Raw genomic sequence first — 17,783 nt, forward strand, 5'->3', positions numbered from 1 at the left:
CAATATATTAAAAATGAATGTATTGAATATGGTTTGGAGGTAAAACTCAGTCGCGAAACTTGTATAAAAACAAAACTTCGGTTTATTTTGTTCCAAAATTAATATCAATTTACTAAAATACAAAAGCAAATCAATATGAGTTCTCTATTACTAACATTATAACATATTAAATAACAACTTTTTATGAAACAATTCTACTTTATCGCTGTGGCTGCCGTGGCTTTTTGTGCATCGGTCATTTCGCCTGTAACCGCCCAACAGGCATCGTCTTACGGAACTGAAGATCAACCTTTTTCGAGCTATAAAGACTTCCGCGTAGCTGTTGGTGGCGGCTACGCCTATCGGCTGGGAAAGATTGAAGAGACTTCCGACCCGGAAATTGACGATATGAATAAGAAATTACGCAACGGGTTCGTGATCGATGTCGATGCCCAATATTTCTTCAGGGAATCGTGGGGAGTCGGACTAAATGCCAATTTATGCACTGCTTCTACTTCTGGGAGTGGATTTACACTTCCCGGACTGAATCAAACCATCAACAGTTACGAAGAAACCCAGCGATGCTTATATGTCGGTCCCGCATTTGCAGCTCGCTCCGAAAGCGATAAGTTTTTATTGGTAACCTCCATCGGCATCGGCCCGTTAGTCTTCCTGGATGATATTACCATCGAAGGCGTAGAAGTCAACGGCAATAAAACGACTGTCGGCATCAATGCAGGTGTTTCGGGTGAATATAAGATGAACAACCGGATGGGATTAGGTCTGAAGTTTTCCTATACGATGGGAACCATCAATTCGATTAATTTCGAGGGACAAAACATTTCATCCGATGAAAAGATAAACGTTTCCAACCTTATGATTACGGCATTTTTGAGTTTCCGATCCTGGTAATTAAGTAATGTCAGTCAGGCTCTTGTTTGCTGAGTCTGATGGGCTATCAAATCATCCAAATAAAACCATTCGCAATGAAAAAAACAATTTTCTCTTTTATCTTCTTTCTATTGCTAATTGCCACTCCCACATTTGCTCAATTTCGTGCAGGACTGAAAGCAGGTGCCAACCTGTCGAATATGAGCATGAATATGAGCAGTGTGGAATTAGAAATCTATGAACCTCGGGCGGGTTTTCATGCCGGTATGATGGCTGAATACATGTTTAGCAGATATTTTGGACTACATAGCGAACTCATGTACATATACAGCGGGGCGAACATAAATCCCGAAAAATACCTACAGGGATTGGAACTTCCGGAAGGAACGTCGGTGGAAGGGTATGTAAGCATGAATACGATCCAGTTGCCGCTGTATGCGAAGGTTAAGTTCACGCTGCCTGACGGATTGAAAATATACGGCATGGCAGGAGGTTTTGCAACCTACGCACCAGCTGCAGACCAGCATATAAAATTATCGCAAGGTGGAGAATCAATGAAGGTGAAATGGAGTTTGTATGACCCCAACATACGGATTCTTGACCAGGAGGAAAGTAACGTGTATCTGCAACAACGCTTTAATGGGGGAATAGCTTTGGAGGCAGGCATGGAGTTTTCGCAGGGATTGACGGCCGGAATCGGATTTCGTCAGGTGTTGAATAACATGGCTGCTTTTGGATATATGGTCGGTGGCGGTTCGGTGAAACCTACTACCAAAATGTGGACGGCAACCTTATCGGTAGGATATTATTTTTGAGATAATTTCTCTAAAGGTATTTTTTGATTTGTCTTTACCTTTGAAGCGGGTTCCAACTTCGAAATTTGGCCAACATCCTGCAGCGGAGGGGTAACTTTTCCCCCGTTTGGCCAATGCGACCGGCGACAGGGTAAAGATGGACGTCATGCAGGCAAATACCGCTTTATTGACGCGGTATTACCTTGGCGGGCAGTACGAACTGGATGCCCAGAGCGGTGTGGAACGGCTGTATTTGGGTGGTGATGTTTATTCTGCTCCGGCAGTGTATGTAAAGGAAGCTGGGAATTGGAATTATTCCGTTAAGTGAGAGCAGAACGAGTTTACTCGTTTTGCCGAACGAAGGAATAATCTACGTAGTGAATATTTATTATATTTGTCGGGATTATCTGGGCAGTATCACCCATGTGGCCAATGCCGATGGTTCTTTGAAATGACGAACGAGTGAGGGTAGAGCCAAGCTTGCTTGTGCTATGCCGAGCGAGGAGGAATTCTGCGGCATAGCCGCGAAACAGGAGTTAAGTTACGATGCATGGGGACGGTTGCGAAATCCTGCTACGCAGGTAGCCTATGATCCCGGAAGCGAGCCTGCCTTATTCATGGGCAGAGGTTACACAGGGCACGAATATCTGCCGTGGTTCGGGCTAATCCATGCGAACGCCCGACTCTACGATCCCGCCTTGGGGCGTTTCCTCTCGCCCGATCCCTATGTGCAGATGCCGGATTTCTCGCAGAATTTCAACCGGTACAGTTACTGTTTGAATAACCCGCTGGTGTATGTGGATGATGATGGAGAATCATTTATCCTTGTTGCTGCCATTATAGGAGCATGGATGGGCATGGAGCAAGCTATGATTAGTAGTGACGAAACAGGCTGGGGATTGGTTGGAGATATGTTTAAAGGAGCTTTGGTAGGCGGTGCAGCTGGATCCATAGGAGCCTGGGCCGGTGGTATCGTTTCAAGCGCGCTTAATTTTGGAGGATTTTTGGAGGACATGTATCCGGTGGAGCCAGAGGTGGACTCGGTAGTTTTGTCGGCGGGGCCGGAAATGCATGGTTATTACAAGGCGCTAATTTTAATCAAGGGCTACAAGCAGGATTTATTGGAGGAGGCGTTGGATTAGCTGGTGGCGCTCTATTGGGAGGACTTACCAGAGGAATTATGGATTACAGAAATGGCCAAAAGTGGTCCTAAAAATGGGTAGTACCATAGACAGCCGAACATGCGTACATCGGTTCAGGATGTGTTCGGCCGTGTGCATTGGCGGATATTCGTGTTTATTGTGATCGTTAGGTCCATATTCTAACGTCGGATGATTTATTTTTTCTCTGACACAAAATTATAGGATAATTTTCAATTGACATACTGACTGACAAACCAAAATTCGGAGATTAGAGGTTGGAGAATGGAGGATAAATGGATTTAACGATGCAATGATGTGAAAATTAATGCATAATAAAAAATGCAGAATGATAGGTTGGTTATTTGATAGTTATTCGATCGTTATTCAGTTGTTATTCAGTTGTCATTTAATGGTGTTGATAGCTGAACGCTGATCGCTGGCACTTATAGCCGCATAGCGGCGAAATATTGGTAGCTACGACGTCACAACCAAAACCAGAGCTACAGCGTAGCGAAACATAAATGTCGGTTGAAGGTTAGATGCTTCCTTCGCCTGTTTGCATTAAAAAACGGCCGTTCGTGAAGGAACAACCGTTTAAAAATCAATCTTTTATTTGAATTAAATTTTTACAAATTGGTCGCGGGAGGTTTGGCAGAAAGCACATTTCTCATCCACACTGCCAGCTTCATACGTATTTCCACAAACCGGACACACTTCGTAATCGAATGGCAACGTGCTTTCGTTTCCTGCTTGCAAGACTGCAAGTGCTTGTTTATAAAATTCGGCATGTTTCTTTTCGGTGTCCCTTGCCCAAGTAAACGATTTTACGGCATCGACTGCCTTTTCCGTTTCCGCATCGCTAAGAAATCCGGGATACATGGTTGTTTCTTCGTAGGTCTCTCCATCAATGGCGGCTTGAAGGTTCTCAGCCGTTGTTTTTACTTCGAATTGTGGAGTGAAGGGTTCCATTTTCTCACCAAGTTTTTCCAATACTTTTGTGTGATTTGCGGCATGAATGCTCTCTGCTTTGGAAGCAGCATCAAATAATTTGGCGATGGTATCGTTCCCTTCTTCGCGAGCTTTCTGAGCGAATGCGGCATACTTGGCACTTGCCGTAGTTTCTCCTTTAATTCCTTCTTTCAGATTGGCAATGGTTTTTACTGGTTTCTGACTGCAACCAACGAACGCAAACATGGCTCCTAAAGCCAATAGAATGAATACATTTTTTTTCATTTTGTAACTTTTTAAATATTTAAACATTAAAGTGGCATCATATAGTTATAGACAAGAGTTCCTCCGAAATTGCCGGTTACGAAAACGCTCACGGTGGCTAACCCGTAAAGTATAAAACCCAGATTTTTCAGGGTGCGATTATCTTCTTTCTTTTTGGCTCTGATATAAATTCGGATACCGGAAGTGATGATCAAAAGTATGACCGTAATCGTAGCTAGAAGGGCATGCATTTCGCGGATTTGTCCGGAAGTGCCTTCCATTTCAGCGGTAAATAATTCTCCCGACAGCCAGGTAACGATGGCTGCCAACGTTCCCAGCAAGAGCAGGTAATAGCCGGCCTTGGTCAGACAAACTTCTTTTTTGTTCAATAAATAGATCAGTTCAAAAAGAAAACCGACGGCAGTTAAAGCAATCGGAAAATGCACCAACATGGGGTGAATGTGCGATAACGTGAACATAAGACTGTGTTTTTAAATAAACAATTTTAAATCTATGTAAAGATAGCATGCTTTCAAACAGGTTGTTTATCTCGAATATTAAATATTCTCAAATTTATAAAATATAGAATCATTCTATGGAAGATTTTTACGCTGGAAAAGGCATTTATTCTACTAATTTACAGAGATATACATCGATATATCAGTTCATAAATTTCGGGATTAATAACCAACTAATAAAAGCTATAGTATTCAATTGTTTGATGAAAGCCTTTTCAAGCTGATTTGTAGGGATCGGAACTAGATAAACCATCTTTGTTCGCCGAGAGACTGACGAAAAAATAGGAACGATTTTACTCCAACTCAGTGTTTGAAGGGTTTCTATTTCTGCCCTTCAATTACTTGAAGAAAACTTGACGGCAGCCATACATTTTCCAAGTTAGCGGCCTCTGCAAACAACGGGGCAATCTCTTCATCGCGAAAACCGGCAATGCCACATCCAACACGGGTGACCAAAAAATGCAATTCGGGATGCGATCGGGCAAAGGCGATGAACTCTTCCACATAGGGTCTGATAGCTTCCACACCCCCGTGCATGGTAGGAATTCCGTACGAATTACCTTGCAATCCCGCACCCTGTCCCCAAATGGCACCAAAATGCCGGTAAGCAGTAGCGGCAGCACCACCTCCGTGTGCTCCTTCGAGATTACTTCCGAAAACGAAAATTTCGTTGGGTTTAAGTTCCGTTATCCGTTCGGGCGTAATTCTTCTATTCGACGGTTCGGTTTTCATTATGGTTTGATATGAGGTTTATACATATCGTCGGCAGTGATTCCGCATTCGTTTTTCATTTCAATGCAATATTCGAGTTTTCCGAGATTAGCGTCCGTGTTATTTGTCCCGAAAGTAAATTTCAAGCCGGCAGCTTTGGCTTTCCGAATAAATGTCTTGTGTGGAATTTTGTAGCGATTGTTGATTTCGAGAGCTTTTCCGTTCTGCACCATAGCATCTATTACCCTGTTCATGCGTTCTTCGGTCCAGAACTCATCGTAACGATCGCTCATTACATCCGGCAGAAAAGTTGGATTTACATACACATCCATGGGTTCTTTCATCACCTCTACGATTTTATCGACAATCAAGTCCATATATTTCTGCTCATCATCGATGAATACTTCTTCGGGAATCCACAGGCGTGTTCTGTTTCCCTTTGTATCGATGAATGTCATGGCGTCGGTAAACACATAGTCGAACCGGTCGCGTACTTCTTTCGAAAACGTAGTAGGCCACTCACGACCTTCGCCCTGCATGGCAAAAACGAAAGGCTGCCCTTTCATGCTGTCGAGATAATGGATGACTTGTGCATCATTTTGAATCGGAAATCCGATTCCGCAATTGGGTGCAAGTGCATAATTTATGCCGAACTTTCGCGATTGCTCCGCAGCTTGCTCTCCCGTCCAACCACCTTTCAGGTGAACATGATAGTCGAGTACCGGAAAATTTTCCTGATGCAGTTTGACGATATCGTCGGCAGATTCGTCGATTGACGAAACAATAGCCGGCGAAGCGGGTTTTATTTTTTCGATCGCAATGCGCTTAAACTCCAAATTGCCGCCACCCGTATTTTTTATAAAAATTGTTCCCTTCGACAGCAGTTGGTCAGCATGATCTGCAGTGCGAAAAGGTTTGTCCGGTTCGGTATATTCCACAACGGGATATTCATTGAGTCTGATGGTGATGGTCTTGCCATCTACACGAATGCTCATATCGAACCATTCGCCGGTTTTGACCAGAGATTTTACAAGATTACGAACCGAAAGCAAACTGCCCGTCTTGGTCCACCATTGCATAGCCGATGTATCGTTGTCGAAAGCCACACGATATCCTCCATTTCCGTGATCATCTGTATGAAATGCTATGAATCCCTTACCGGTATCAACAGTGCGGGCGGTAAGCTTTAATTCGAAATTGTCGAAAGATCCGTCGGTAAGTGTCAGTGAAGCGTCATTCTCCAAGGAAAGAATACTGTCATTGAGTTTGACATCACCTTGAGCAGTCCATTGATCGATGCTGTTGCCATCGAAAAGTGTCTGTATCGATTTTGAATTTGAACATGCACCGACTGCCATCAGCACAAAAATCATGACGGCATACATAATGTTGTTTTTACTCATGGAAGTAGTTATTTGTTTTTTTGTTATCAGAGAGTCAAAAGTATAAAAAAAGATATAAACTTTCTCTTCCGCTGAAGATTTTAACGCTGAAAGGAAAGATTTATCGGATCAATCAGAAAATGTAAACGAGCTCAACGGTCAGTTTGTCGGCATCCATTTCTTCATTTTGGTGCATGAAGTCGAGTCGGTTGTTCACGAAATACAATTCGTAGTCGATTCGAAGAAGCGAATCAAACGGTTTTGAGCTTAATCCGAATCCCAGCCCAAGAGTTAAGCGGTTGACATCGAAAACATCGTTACCGGTTTTGTCGATAAAATCGTAACGTGCTGCCGGCATCAGATTTTTAAACAGATAAGAATCTTTCAAAGGAAAAGAATATCCGGATTGCAAATATGCAGAAACAAAATTTTCTCCATTGACTTTGTCATCGCGTTTCATAATCTCGGTTTCTATTTTCCAATTGTCTGAAGCATAGCGAAGATCAGCCCCATAGAGAAGATAATGAATATCAGGCGAATTGGGATAGTCGTATATTTTCATGGTCGAGCGCCAACCCTTCATTCCTCCCAAAGTCAATCGTCCGGCTATCGACATTTTTTCGCTCCACAGCGGATTATTGATCGTGTTTCCGTTATATACTCCCAAATCGATGCCGAAAGGCATGTTTCCAATCCGTTTTACATATTTTGCCACAAAACCTATATCGCGCGTGCCGGCATAATATTTTGCCAAAAAGGTGCGATTGGCAAACATCATCGTACCCGGGTTGGTGGTGTAGGAGTTAAAAATAGGAATGCTCGTTTGTCCAATTGTTAGAGACAGTCCTTCAATCGGTCTGAGGGTTCCACTCAAATCGAGTACTTGAAATTTACCTTCGTTGCTCAGTTCGACTTGCGCTCGATAATCGACCTTCGGATATATTTTGCCCGAGACACCAAGTCGTGAATTGCGTACCGAAAACCTTGATGTGCCGACAGGAGGCGCATATTCATATTTTGTTTTCAGCACGCCATCGAATCGAAAAAAAGGATACATCGATTCCTTTTCTTGCGAAAATAAACTCGTTGTCAGACCAATGCCGAAAATAAGAAAAAACAGGTAACGTTTCACTTCTTTGATGTTGGGTATGTTGTTAAAAATTAACGTAAGATGGATGCACGTTCCCAATCAATCATTTTCCTCTTTATGTCGATGCCCCAGTGATAACCTCCAAGCTTGCCATCGGCACGCAACACGCGGTGACAGGGGATTAAACAGGCTATCGGATTTCGGCCAATGGCACTTGCAACGGCACGCACTGCCTGTGGAGCTCCAATGGTTCGAGCAATTTCACCATAGGTAGTCAGCATGCCTTTTTGTGTTTGCAACAATGCTTGCCAGACCCGCATTTCGAAATCGCTTCCTTTGAGGTGAAGAGGCAAAGCCACAGAAAGTGCCCCATACTGATCGATTGCGCCGACTGCCGAAAATTGCAATTCTGTTTCTTCCCGATGAAAAATTCCTTTCGGAAAACGCATTTCTAGTTCTTCCAAAGTTTTTACCCCATCGCCGAAAGCAATAAAGCAGATTCCCTTCCGTGTATTTGCAATAAGTGCACTACCATATTGGGTTTGATGCACATGGTAACTGATAACGATCGACGATTCTTCCTCAGGCAACATCCGCTCGATGATGAAAGATTGAGTGGAGGTATGAAAAGTTTTTGATGGTTGCATCATTGTCTCTACTGTTGTTCCAAAACTTCGGTTTTATCCGCAAAAAACTCAAGTAATCCTTCGGAGAAAGCAATTTTTGTTTTTCCGTCGGGATCAGAATAAATAATGTAGTATTCCAATCCCGGAATTTTTTTTGCCATTTCTTTCGATTTTTTTAAGCCGGCGGCCATGAAAGCCGTGGAGTAGGCGTCGGCAGTCATGCAATCGTCGGCAATGACGGTAGCTCCGAGCATTTCGTTTTCGGAAGGATATCCGGTGATCGGGTCGATGGTATGGGCATATTTTTTACCGTTTTTAAGGTAATAGTTGCGATAGTTTCCCGAGGTAGAAAGACACTTGTCGCACACGGAAACGATGGTTTGCAACTCATGCCGCAGTCCGGTGTTATCATCGATGGGTTTGTCAATGCCGATGCGCCAGCATTCATTTTTGTCGTTCACGCCTTTTGCGGCAACTTCGCCGCCGATTTCCACCATGTAATTTTCTATTCCGTAATTTTCGAGCAAGCGGGCAATCACATCGCTCGCATAACCATCGGTCAACGATGTTGTATTAATTTGCACGCGTGGATCGGTTTTCACAATCTTGCCATTCTCGATTTTAATTTTCTGGTAGCCTACAAATTGCTTTAAACTGTCGATGATATGTGGTGTGACGTTATCCATGTTTTCGAAGCCGAAACCCCATGCATTGATGAGTGGCGAGACGGTAATATCGAACTTTCCTTCAGAAATAATAGCGACTTCCATCGATTTGTTAAACACATCCACGAAAAATGAGTCAAGTTCTACGGGTTCGTTTCGGTTGACTTTGCTGACGATCGAGTTTTCATCGAATGGATTAAGCGAATGATCGACCTTGTTGAGTTCGCTCTTAATCTCGTCATACAATGAGCTATTGTAAGCATATTTGATGTGAAAACTGGTGTGAAATATTTCTCCCTGTTCCTGATAATAGGTATAGTTTTCAGAGTTTTTGTCGTTTTTCTTCGAAGAAGAATTGCATGAAACAAAAAGGGAGGGAAGAGTAAAGAATAGAAGAAAAATATAGCAAGTGATTTTGAAAGACTTCATCGCGGTTGTATGTGTTAGTTAAGGGTTTATCTCCATTCTACGATCTCGTTCAACGCTTTGCGTTTTTTGTTGCGGGCATCGGCCACAAAATCGTTGGCCGGATAACCAACGGGCAAGATCACCATCGGTTCCCACGAATCTGATAGTTGCAGCGCTTTTTTCACTTTTTCGACGTCGAAATGGCACACCCAGCAAATTCCGAGTCCCAAATCGGTAGCTTTCAACACAATGTGCTCAACGGCAATGGCAACATCAATGTCGCAATGATCTTTTCCATCGGTTGGTCGTTTCCACGACTGTGAATGATCGCCACATGCCACGATATAAGTTTGGGCTTCGGCAAACCACTTTCGATCGTAGCTTTCCCTCAAAGCCAACTTCATTTCTTCGGATGTACATACGTAAAATCTCCAGGGTTGAAAATTCACGGCCGACGGAGCAAGACGAGCACTTTCGAGCAACTTGACGATGAGCTCTTTATCCACCTTTTTTTCACTGAACTTTCGAGTCGATTTTCTATTTTCTACTACGCTGTCGAATTCCATTTCTTTTCAAATTATATTTCTTCCGTAATTCGGTAATAATTTCTTTCCGGTGAATTTCGCGAAATAAGTTCTCCAATGAATCCGCCCAGAAAAAGCAAAGTACCCAATATCATCATCGTGAGGGCAATATAAAAATAGGGCGACTCCGTTACCAATCGGTAAGGATTTCCGTGCTTCATGTCGTAAATTTTAATGACTCCCACAGCAACCACTGCTATCAATCCGATCAGGAACATGAGCGACCCCCAGAGACCAAAAAAATGCATTGGTTTTTTCCCGAATTTGTTTAAAAACGATAGCGTCATCAAGTCGAGATATCCGTTAACAAAACGGTTCATACCAAATTTGCTCTTTCCATATTTACGTGGCTGGTGGCGGACTATTTTCTCCCCAATTTTGGTATATCCTGCATTTTTGGCCAAAATCGGGATATAGCGATGCATATCGTTGTAAACCTCGATATTTTTCACTACTTCATTTTTGTATGCTTTCAATCCGCAATTAAAATCGTGAAGTTTAATTCCCGATACTCTGCGGGCAGTGGCATTAAAGAGTTTTGAAGGCAGATTTTTTGACAAAATCGAGTCGAAACGCTTTTTTTTCCATCCCGATACCAGGTCATAATCCTCGTGCCGAATCATCCTGTAGAGCTCGGGGATTTCGTCGGGACTGTCCTGTAGATCGGCATCCATCGTAATCACCACATCGCCCGAAACTTTCTGAAAAGCACAAAACAGTGCAGGAGATTTTCCGTAGTTGTGCTGAAAACGAATAGCACGAATATTCGGATCCTGTTCTCTGAGCTTTGAGATCACACGCCACGAAGAGTCGGTGCTTCCGTCGTCCACGAAAACAATTTCATACGAAAACCGATTTTCGGTCATCACACGTTTTATCCAGACATAAAGCTCTTCGAGCGATTCTTCTTCGTTGTAGAGCGGAATAACAACAGAAATGTCCATTTTATCGAGATATAGATTGAGATTTTAATCCTCTTTACGAGAATTCTCGTTTTGTCTTGTGATTTCGATTTTCATTGCCAGTGGTACAATGAGAAGTGACAGAACAATGCCTATCAACACATCACTTATTATCAAATTAAGAGTATAGAGAAAAGGCGTCGGAACGGGTTGATTTCTGACCTGTTCGATCGTATTTTGATCTACGGGTAGCGATTCGGCTATCGAAATAATGTTTTCGAACGTATTCGATATGTAGTTCGGATCGATCCATAAAACGTGAATCATCACGATAATCGCTTCGATCAGGCCTGCGTAAAAAAACAGCAGCATCGAAAATTGCACTCCGTGCCAAAAACCGATACGACTGCCTTCAATCTGATTTTTGTATTTCACAATAAAATAGAGCAAAATAAGAGGTGTTCCGATGCTTAACAATGATTGCACAATTCCCAAAAAAGGAAATTGTGTTGCACCAATCACAAAAAGATATTTGAAAACCCAGAATCCCCCCAGTATAAGACCGCTATTCATAGCGTAGTTCATCAATTGACTTTTGTCTTCCTTCATCTGTATCGGTTTTATTTTCGTGCAAAAATAATCAAAAAATACGAAAACATAAGGATAACCATCTCTGTCATTTTTGATAGAAGTATTCCGATCAGCTTTCAATTTATGCTGATGATAATATTCAAAAGTTAAGAAATGGATTACCTTTGCGGACGATACTAATTTATAAAAACTTTTCATTTTCTGTCAATGAGTAACGATAAACAACTTTCTCCGGCTTCGAAAACGGTAGTTGGAGTGCAATTTCTTTTTGTGGCATTCGGAGCCACAGTCCTTGTACCCCTTCTGGTGGGACTCGATCCGTCAACAGCTTTGTTTACGGCAGGTGTAGGGACATTGCTTTTTCATTTGATTACGAAAGGCATTGTCCCTATTTTTTTGGGAAGCAGTTTCGCATTTATCGCACCGATTATTAGAGCAACCGAATTATACGGACTCGCTGGAACGCTTTCAGGATTGGTGGCCGTAGGCCTTATATATTTCATGATGAGCGGGTTGATAAAATGGCAGGGACTAAAAATAATCGATCGTCTTTTTCCGCCTGTGGTCATCGGTCCGGTGATCATGCTCATCGGGTTGTCGCTCGCCGGTACAGGCGTAAATATGGCAAAAGAGAATTGGTTGCTTGCTCTCATATCTTTGTCAACAGCCGTTGTCGTTAGTTTGTTCGCCAAAGGGCTGTTAAAATTGATACCTATTTTCAGTGGAATCATTATCGGATATTTGGTATCCATTTTTACGGGAAAAGTTGATTTTTCGGGCATAGCGACCGCTCCCTGGATTGGCTTACCACAATTTGAGAAACCGGCGTTTTCTTGGGAAGCCATTCTCTTTATGATTCCTGTTGCAATAGCACCTGTCATCGAACATGTAGGCGACGTGTATGCAGTGAGTCACATCGCCGGAAAGGATTTCGCGAAAAAGCCCGGCTTGCATCGCACCATGTTGGGCGACGGCATTGCATGTTGTTTTGCAGGGCTGGTGGGCGGCCCTCCTGTAACTACCTACTCCGAAGTTACCGGTGCGATGGCTCTGACTAAGGTTACCGATCCGGCCGTGATAAGGATCGCCGCCGTGACGGGCATTGTTTTTTCGTTGGTGGGCAAGGTAAGCGCCGTGCTGAAATCGATCCCGAATGCCGTTTTGGGCGGTATTATGCTGTTACTTTTCGGGATGATTTCCGCAGTGGGGATCAACAACATGGTTCACAACAAAACCGATATGAACAATACCCGCAATCTCATCATTGTTTCGCTGATACTTACCACCGGCATCGGTGGAGCGGTTTTTCAATGGGGAACTTTTAGTATTTCGGGTATCGGTCTTTCAGCCCTTGTAGGGATTATTCTCAATCTGATTCTTCCGAACTCAAAAAAGGATGAGGATGTGCAAGCGAAAGAATAAATAGCTATTTTAGAAAATTAATTATTTGATATTTGTCTTTATTCAACAGAAATACTTTAAAATTTGTCGGATCTACTGAGCATTTTTGTTGTATAAATATTGAAGGACAAAATCATAATCAATTCATCAAGAGTCACAAAAGTGAAGCAATTGAACCGTAATAAAAATGCCCGAAGATTTCGGGCATTTTTATTATTTATCTTACAGTCCTGAATAACCGGGATTTTGAGTAAGCTTATTATTAGCCTCCAATGCCTGAATAGGTATTGGGAAAAGTATTTTATAAATTGGAGTGGTTTCGGGTTTTAAAAATCGAGGCGCTGTAAACGTTCCAAAACGAATCATATCTTGACGCGTGTAACATTCCCAAGCCATTTCATACCTCCGCTCTCTATAAATATCTTCCAAGGTCACTTCTGTAAGTAGTTTGGAGGGATCATCAAAGGCTCTTTTTCGAACCTCATTCACAAGAGGTAATGCTTCTGCATTTCGGCCTAAACGAACCAATGCTTCGGCTTTCATCAAATAAACATCAGCTAATCGGAAAATTGCAAAATCATTTTCAGAATTTGCAGACATACCGGGCTCAATTGCCCATTTATAACAACGAGCTCCAACTTCTTGATGAACCTCTCCCCAAGTCCCATCATACTTATTTTGCGATCCTTCAATTATAGGTATGTCAATCGTATGAATGAGATCGCGGCCATGTTGAGTGATCAGCACATCTCCTGTAGCCGGATCAATCATAGGTCCGATAAGAAATGACCAATCTTTGCGCTTATCCGCATCATCATACTGATTTACATAATCGGGGATTGCACTAATTCCATTCCATGGACTGATGCTAATACCTAAAGCTATTGGATCTTTATAATGCAAGGTTCGATGCAAAATATGATTTCCCGATTCTTTTCGAGTAAACACACAGGGGAAAATGATTTCCTTTGACGACTCATTGTTTACTTCAAAAGATAATTTCCAATTTGGCTCAAGAATGTAAGGTAATTTTAAGACTGAGTCGCAAGCATCGATACAATTTTGCCATTCAGCAGTTCCTTTAGTGAAAGAAGACTCAGTAAGCGTTCCCGTAAAAATTTCGGCATTCAAATACATTTTTGCCAACAAAAAATACGCCGCTCCTTTAGTAAACTTTCCATAAGTTTTTGATGACACGTCTGATGGAAGTTGATCTTTTATCTCAGTAAGTTCATCTATTACAAATTTATAAACATCTTTTCTACTAGTAGTACTAGGCAATTCTGTATCGTCGAAACTAGTAACCAACGGAACATTTCCAAAATAATCGATCAGTATATAATACCAAAAAGCCCTTACACCACGTATTTCAGCAATGGCATTAGCTTTTTTTGTTTCATCCATTGATGTGTTTGATTCTATAATTGCCAATACTTTATTGCAGGTGGTAACACCGTTATTCGCACTATTCCAAAATCCGTTCAATACTCCATTTCTTGGCTGCCAAGTATGTCTGCCGAATTCCATATGAACACCACCATCCCACCAATCACCTCCGATTCGAGTAGGAGTTATAGCCATATCCGCAGATTCTTCCGAAATAACTAATCCATCTCCAGGCCATAAACTAGTCAATGAACGATAGATTGGTGCAATTATAGCATTGATTTGAGCCTCAGTTTGGCCGAATTTATCGGCAGGGATTTTATCATATACATCTTCTCCTAAGTCAGTACACGAAAAAAAGAATAACAGAGAAAAAGAAGTTAGTAGATATTTGATTTTTGTTTTCATAGACTTTAATGGTTTTATTATTAAAAACTTAAACTTACTCCAAGAGAAAATGTTCTTGGTTTGGGATAAAATTCTCGTTCTTCCTTTCCAGGATCAACTCCGTCCATCCTTACTTCAGGGTCAAGACCGGTGTAATTAGTAATAACAAACAAATTCTGACCTGTAATGTACACACGAGCATTATTCAACCACCCTATTCGAGATGTGTCGAAGTTATATCCAATGGATAGGTTATCGAGTCGTATATGGGATCCATCTTCTACATAGTAGCTACACATTTGTGGAGCTTGAGTTAGCCCTATCTTTAGAGCTTCTTTTCGTACATTAGCACCAATCAAACTTTGGGAATTAGAGTATGCAATCTTTCCAATATTCAGTACATCGTTACCTACAGTACCTCTGAAGAAAAACGATAAATCCCATTTTTTATAATTGAATGTATTTTGCCATCCGAAAACAAAGTCCGGTTGAGCATCTCCTACATAAGTACGATCAGCATCCGTAATTTCACCCTCTCCCGTAATATCTTCGATTATGTATTTTCCATTTTCATCAATGCCATTACTCTTAAGCATATAAAACTGACCCACAGGGTACCCTTCTTCCAATATTGATGAAGTAGTAGCTGACATACCTCTAATTCCACCAACATCCCCCACATACAGTCTACTCGTAGAATATAATTCATTGGATAATTTCGTAACTTCATTATGATTGAAAGAACCATTGATCGAGGTAGTCCATGTAAAATTAGAGTTTCTAATTGGAGTTGAAGAAAGTGCAAATTCAAACCCGGTGTTTAACATATCTCCTACATTCGCCATAATTCTATCATGTAAAAAAGGAGGAGTAGGTACAGCATATTCATAAAGCATATCCGACGTTTTTTTGCGATACCATTCTACAGTTCCATTTAAAACATTTTTAAAGATCGAAAAATCAAGACCAATATTGAGAGAAGAAGTTTGTTCCCACTTTAAATCAGGATTAGCATTCTGAGCAATTTTATAGGAAGTGTACCAGTTTCCCTGATCATAATAAGACCCCGAACGACCATACAATTCTAATGTTTTGTAAGGATCAAGCCCGTCTTGATTTCCGGTAACACCATACCCTACTCGAAATTTCAAATCATCCAGCCATGTAATATCTTTCATGAATTCTTCTTGTGAAACACCCCAAGCAGCTGATACCGAAGGAAAAGTACCCCATTTATGATTCGATCCAAATTTAGAAGAACCATCATAACGAAGTGTCGCTGTAAGCATATATCGTTCTTTATATGCATAATTTAATCTTCCGAAAAATGAAATTAAACGATACATATTTTTCTCAGATAAAACATCTTCGGGAAGTAGATTCTGTCCTGATTGCAAATCGTTTGCCTTTAACATATCTGTAATAAAAAAACGATTTTGCGCTTGAACTCTTTGAAAATCATTTTGTTCCCATGAATAACCGCCCAAAAGCGTAACCTTATGAGCATTGTTAAATATGGTATTGTATGTGAGTGTGGATTCCAACAAATTTTTATCCATCGTTCTTGCGTCACGCTGAGCGAAACCTTTTGGATCTCTTCCATTATATGTTTCACTGTGATCGTAACGAGAATAATCAAAAGATTTTCTTTGAGTGTACAATGTCAGTTTACCAATAAGATCCTCAGTAAAGCTAAATTCAATATCGCCATTACCATAAAAATCTACATTTTTAATATTTCTTTCATTCATTTCTATTTGTCTCAAAGGATTTCCTTGATTCCATTCGGTCAAATCAAACCAACTTCCATCCGAATTATACACAGGATAAACCGGTAAAAAGTTTGAAGCTAACATTGAATTAGATTTATCGCTTGGAGAAATATTTCGGATGTTTGCAACGCCTGTGAGTCCAATTCTGAGTTTGTTGTCAATAGCTCTTTGGCTGAATTGGAATCTGAAATTGAAATTTTCAAAAGTGTTGTCTTTCATAATTCCTTCCATGTTCCGATAATTGACAGATGCCCTATAATTATTCGCCGAACCTCCCCCGGAAAGAGATAGAGAATGATTTTGGGAAAATCCAGTTCTCAATATTTCATCAAACCAATTGGTATCGGCATTATAACGGTCAAAAGCAGCGGCCTGTTCCTGTAATCCATTTTCAGTTACATAATTACGCCAATCTTGAGCCGAAAGCATCTCCGGCTTGTTGGCGGCAGTAGAAATGGCAACGTATCCATCGTAAGAAATTCGTTGAGCACTTGCTGAACCTCTTTTTGTTGTAATCAGAATAACACCTCCGGCAGAACGCGACCCGTAAATAGCTGCAGAAGACGCATCTTTAAGAACGGAAATGGATTCAATATCCTGAGGTGCAACTGAATTTAAATCACCTCCGGGAACACCATCTATAACAATGAATGGACCGTTATCCCTTTGAAGTGTATTAACTCCTCTTAAACGAATAGTTGGACTATCATTTAAATCTCCACTCGCAGATGTTATTGAAAGACCCGCAACTTTTCCTTGAAGCAAGTCGGCTGCATCTTTAGTTAAACCTTTGTTAAAATCTTTTTCGGAAACGTTGGCAACAGATCCTGTAATCTCTCTCCTTGTCTGTGTCCCATATCCTACGACCACAACTTCATCCAAAGCAGCCACGTCTTCACGCATTGTAATGTCAATAGTCGATCGGCCATTTACGGCAACCGACTGCTGCTGCATTCCCACATACGAAAAATCGAGAACGGCGTTGGTAGGGACATTCTCCAATTCGAACTTTCCATCCATGTCGGTAACCGTTCCCGAAGAAGTCCCCTGAATTTGAACCGTTACTCCGATTAATGGTTCTCCCGATGCATCTTTCACCGTTCCTCTAACGGTGCGATTTTGAGCAAACACACTGAACGAAAACAAGCAAAAAACCAGGAATAAAGCTCCTTTCGTCAGTTTCCATAAATTTTTTTCTTTAGGTGTCATAGATCATTTTTTTAAGTTAAATGTTTGCGATTTTTTAATTAGAACAGGACAAATATATCAAATCAAAATAAATATTCAAAGTTTTTGTAATATTTTTTTTATTTTAATTTTACAGCTACGCAGAAAGACCTAA

Annotated in this window: 17 protein-coding genes; 5 read left to right on the forward strand and 12 right to left on the reverse strand. The window is 41.3% G+C overall.

Annotation, left to right across the window (positions count from 1 at the left end):
- The first annotated feature begins 183 nt into the window (after nucleotides 1-183).
- The 4 genes from EJN84_RS01445 to EJN84_RS12475 all read left to right on the forward strand — a co-directional run bounded on the left by EJN84_RS01445 (nucleotide 184) and on the right by EJN84_RS12475 (nucleotide 2,806).
- Complete coding sequence (locus tag EJN84_RS01445) at nucleotides 184-891, forward strand: outer membrane beta-barrel protein (RefSeq protein WP_129593751.1); 708 nt, start codon at nucleotides 184-186, stop codon at nucleotides 889-891.
- 74 nt (nucleotides 892-965) lie between these two features.
- Nucleotides 966-1,685: a porin family protein gene (locus EJN84_RS01450; protein WP_165003998.1), complete on the forward strand. Its 720-nt coding sequence runs from the start codon at nucleotides 966-968 to the stop codon at nucleotides 1,683-1,685.
- A gap of 166 nt (nucleotides 1,686-1,851) precedes the next feature.
- The gene (locus EJN84_RS12470; RefSeq protein WP_317125849.1) at nucleotides 1,852-1,992 is read left to right on the forward strand and encodes a hypothetical protein; all 141 of its coding nucleotides are present in this window, start codon (nucleotides 1,852-1,854) and stop codon (nucleotides 1,990-1,992) included.
- Between the two features lie 163 nt (nucleotides 1,993-2,155).
- Entirely contained in the window at nucleotides 2,156-2,806 is a 651-nt protein-coding gene (locus EJN84_RS12475; protein WP_317125850.1) for an RHS repeat domain-containing protein, read from the forward strand.
- A gap of 618 nt (nucleotides 2,807-3,424) precedes the next feature.
- Here the strand turns inward: EJN84_RS12475 and EJN84_RS01460 are convergent.
- From EJN84_RS01460 to EJN84_RS01505, 10 genes are all read right to left on the reverse strand, one after another.
- Nucleotides 3,425-4,039 (reverse strand): rubrerythrin family protein, encoded by a 615-nt coding sequence (locus EJN84_RS01460; RefSeq protein WP_238943889.1) that lies wholly within the window; start codon nucleotides 4,037-4,039, stop codon nucleotides 3,425-3,427.
- A gap of 26 nt (nucleotides 4,040-4,065) precedes the next feature.
- Nucleotides 4,066-4,497 (reverse strand): DUF2231 domain-containing protein, encoded by a 432-nt coding sequence (locus EJN84_RS01465; RefSeq protein ID WP_129593753.1) that lies wholly within the window; start codon nucleotides 4,495-4,497, stop codon nucleotides 4,066-4,068.
- A gap of 360 nt (nucleotides 4,498-4,857) precedes the next feature.
- A complete protein-coding gene (locus EJN84_RS01470) occupies nucleotides 4,858-5,268 on the reverse strand; it encodes an A1S_2505 family phage non-structural protein (protein WP_101488074.1) in 411 nt (136 codons plus the stop codon).
- Nucleotides 5,268-6,650, reverse strand: a complete 1,383-nt coding sequence (locus tag EJN84_RS01475; protein ID WP_129593754.1) for a family 16 glycoside hydrolase — start codon at nucleotides 6,648-6,650, stop codon at nucleotides 5,268-5,270. Before EJN84_RS01475 ends, EJN84_RS01470 begins: the two co-directional genes overlap by 1 nt.
- Nucleotides 6,651-6,762: 112 nt before the next feature.
- On the reverse strand, nucleotides 6,763-7,761 hold the full coding sequence (locus EJN84_RS01480; RefSeq protein WP_129593755.1) for a porin family protein: 999 nt from the start codon (nucleotides 7,759-7,761) through the stop codon (nucleotides 6,763-6,765).
- Nucleotides 7,762-7,790: 29 nt separating this feature from the next.
- Nucleotides 7,791-8,369, reverse strand: a complete 579-nt coding sequence (locus tag EJN84_RS01485; protein ID WP_129593756.1) for a methylated-DNA--[protein]-cysteine S-methyltransferase — start codon at nucleotides 8,367-8,369, stop codon at nucleotides 7,791-7,793.
- A gap of 5 nt (nucleotides 8,370-8,374) precedes the next feature.
- Nucleotides 8,375-9,439, reverse strand: coding sequence for an FAD:protein FMN transferase (locus EJN84_RS01490; protein WP_129593757.1), 1,065 nt, complete (start codon nucleotides 9,437-9,439; stop codon nucleotides 8,375-8,377).
- A 26-nt stretch (nucleotides 9,440-9,465) separates the two neighbouring features.
- Nucleotides 9,466-9,984: a nitroreductase family protein gene (locus EJN84_RS01495; protein ID WP_129593758.1), complete on the reverse strand. Its 519-nt coding sequence runs from the start codon at nucleotides 9,982-9,984 to the stop codon at nucleotides 9,466-9,468.
- 11 nt (nucleotides 9,985-9,995) lie between these two features.
- Complete coding sequence (locus tag EJN84_RS01500; protein WP_129593759.1) at nucleotides 9,996-10,946, reverse strand: glycosyltransferase family 2 protein; 951 nt, start codon at nucleotides 10,944-10,946, stop codon at nucleotides 9,996-9,998.
- A gap of 24 nt (nucleotides 10,947-10,970) precedes the next feature.
- Nucleotides 10,971-11,693: a DUF4199 domain-containing protein gene (locus tag EJN84_RS01505; protein WP_129593760.1), complete on the reverse strand. Its 723-nt coding sequence runs from the start codon at nucleotides 11,691-11,693 to the stop codon at nucleotides 10,971-10,973.
- A 9-nt stretch (nucleotides 11,694-11,702) separates the two neighbouring features.
- Here EJN84_RS01505 and EJN84_RS01510 point away from each other — a divergent pair, with 9 nt between their 5' ends.
- The gene (locus tag EJN84_RS01510) at nucleotides 11,703-12,917 is read left to right on the forward strand and encodes a uracil-xanthine permease family protein (protein ID WP_129593761.1); all 1,215 of its coding nucleotides are present in this window, start codon (nucleotides 11,703-11,705) and stop codon (nucleotides 12,915-12,917) included.
- Nucleotides 12,918-13,118: 201 nt separating this feature from the next.
- On the opposite strand, the gene EJN84_RS01515 is transcribed toward EJN84_RS01510, so the two are convergent.
- Both EJN84_RS01515 and EJN84_RS01520 read right to left on the reverse strand, forming a co-directional pair.
- Nucleotides 13,119-14,690 carry a RagB/SusD family nutrient uptake outer membrane protein gene (locus tag EJN84_RS01515; protein WP_129593762.1) on the reverse strand — a complete coding sequence of 524 codons (1,572 nt, stop codon included), beginning with the start codon at nucleotides 14,688-14,690 and terminating at the stop codon, nucleotides 13,119-13,121.
- Nucleotides 14,691-14,710: 20 nt separating this feature from the next.
- Nucleotides 14,711-17,650: a SusC/RagA family TonB-linked outer membrane protein gene (locus tag EJN84_RS01520; RefSeq protein ID WP_129593763.1), complete on the reverse strand. Its 2,940-nt coding sequence runs from the start codon at nucleotides 17,648-17,650 to the stop codon at nucleotides 14,711-14,713.
- Between the last annotated feature and the right edge of the window lie 133 nt (nucleotides 17,651-17,783).

Origin of the sequence: Seramator thermalis (assembly GCF_004138125.1) — a bacterium.
GTDB lineage: Bacteria > Bacteroidota > Bacteroidia > Bacteroidales > Dysgonomonadaceae > Seramator > Seramator thermalis.

Coding starts and splice junctions, on each gene's coding strand:
- EJN84_RS01450 (WP_165003998.1), top strand. CDS start 966: ATGAAAAAAACAATTTTCTCTTTTATCTTCTTTCTATTGCTAATTGCC.
- EJN84_RS01495 (WP_129593758.1), bottom strand. CDS start 9,984: ATGGAATTCGACAGCGTAGTAGAAAATAGAAAATCGACTCGAAAGTTC.
- EJN84_RS01500 (WP_129593759.1), bottom strand. CDS start 10,946: ATGGACATTTCTGTTGTTATTCCGCTCTACAACGAAGAAGAATCGCTC.
- EJN84_RS01505 (WP_129593760.1), bottom strand. CDS start 11,693: ATGAAAAGTTTTTATAAATTAGTATCGTCCGCAAAGGTAATCCATTTC.
- EJN84_RS01510 (WP_129593761.1), top strand. CDS start 11,703: ATGAGTAACGATAAACAACTTTCTCCGGCTTCGAAAACGGTAGTTGGA.
- EJN84_RS01445 (WP_129593751.1), top strand. CDS start 184: ATGAAACAATTCTACTTTATCGCTGTGGCTGCCGTGGCTTTTTGTGCA.
- EJN84_RS12475 (WP_317125850.1), top strand. CDS start 2,156: ATGCCGAGCGAGGAGGAATTCTGCGGCATAGCCGCGAAACAGGAGTTA.
- EJN84_RS01465 (WP_129593753.1), bottom strand. CDS start 4,497: ATGTTCACGTTATCGCACATTCACCCCATGTTGGTGCATTTTCCGATT.
- EJN84_RS01460 (WP_238943889.1), bottom strand. CDS start 4,039: ATGAAAAAAAATGTATTCATTCTATTGGCTTTAGGAGCCATGTTTGCG.
- EJN84_RS01470 (WP_101488074.1), bottom strand. CDS start 5,268: ATGAAAACCGAACCGTCGAATAGAAGAATTACGCCCGAACGGATAACG.
- EJN84_RS01490 (WP_129593757.1), bottom strand. CDS start 9,439: ATGAAGTCTTTCAAAATCACTTGCTATATTTTTCTTCTATTCTTTACT.
- EJN84_RS01520 (WP_129593763.1), bottom strand. CDS start 17,650: ATGACACCTAAAGAAAAAAATTTATGGAAACTGACGAAAGGAGCTTTA.
- EJN84_RS01475 (WP_129593754.1), bottom strand. CDS start 6,650: ATGAGTAAAAACAACATTATGTATGCCGTCATGATTTTTGTGCTGATG.
- EJN84_RS01485 (WP_129593756.1), bottom strand. CDS start 8,369: ATGATGCAACCATCAAAAACTTTTCATACCTCCACTCAATCTTTCATC.
- EJN84_RS01515 (WP_129593762.1), bottom strand. CDS start 14,690: ATGAAAACAAAAATCAAATATCTACTAACTTCTTTTTCTCTGTTATTC.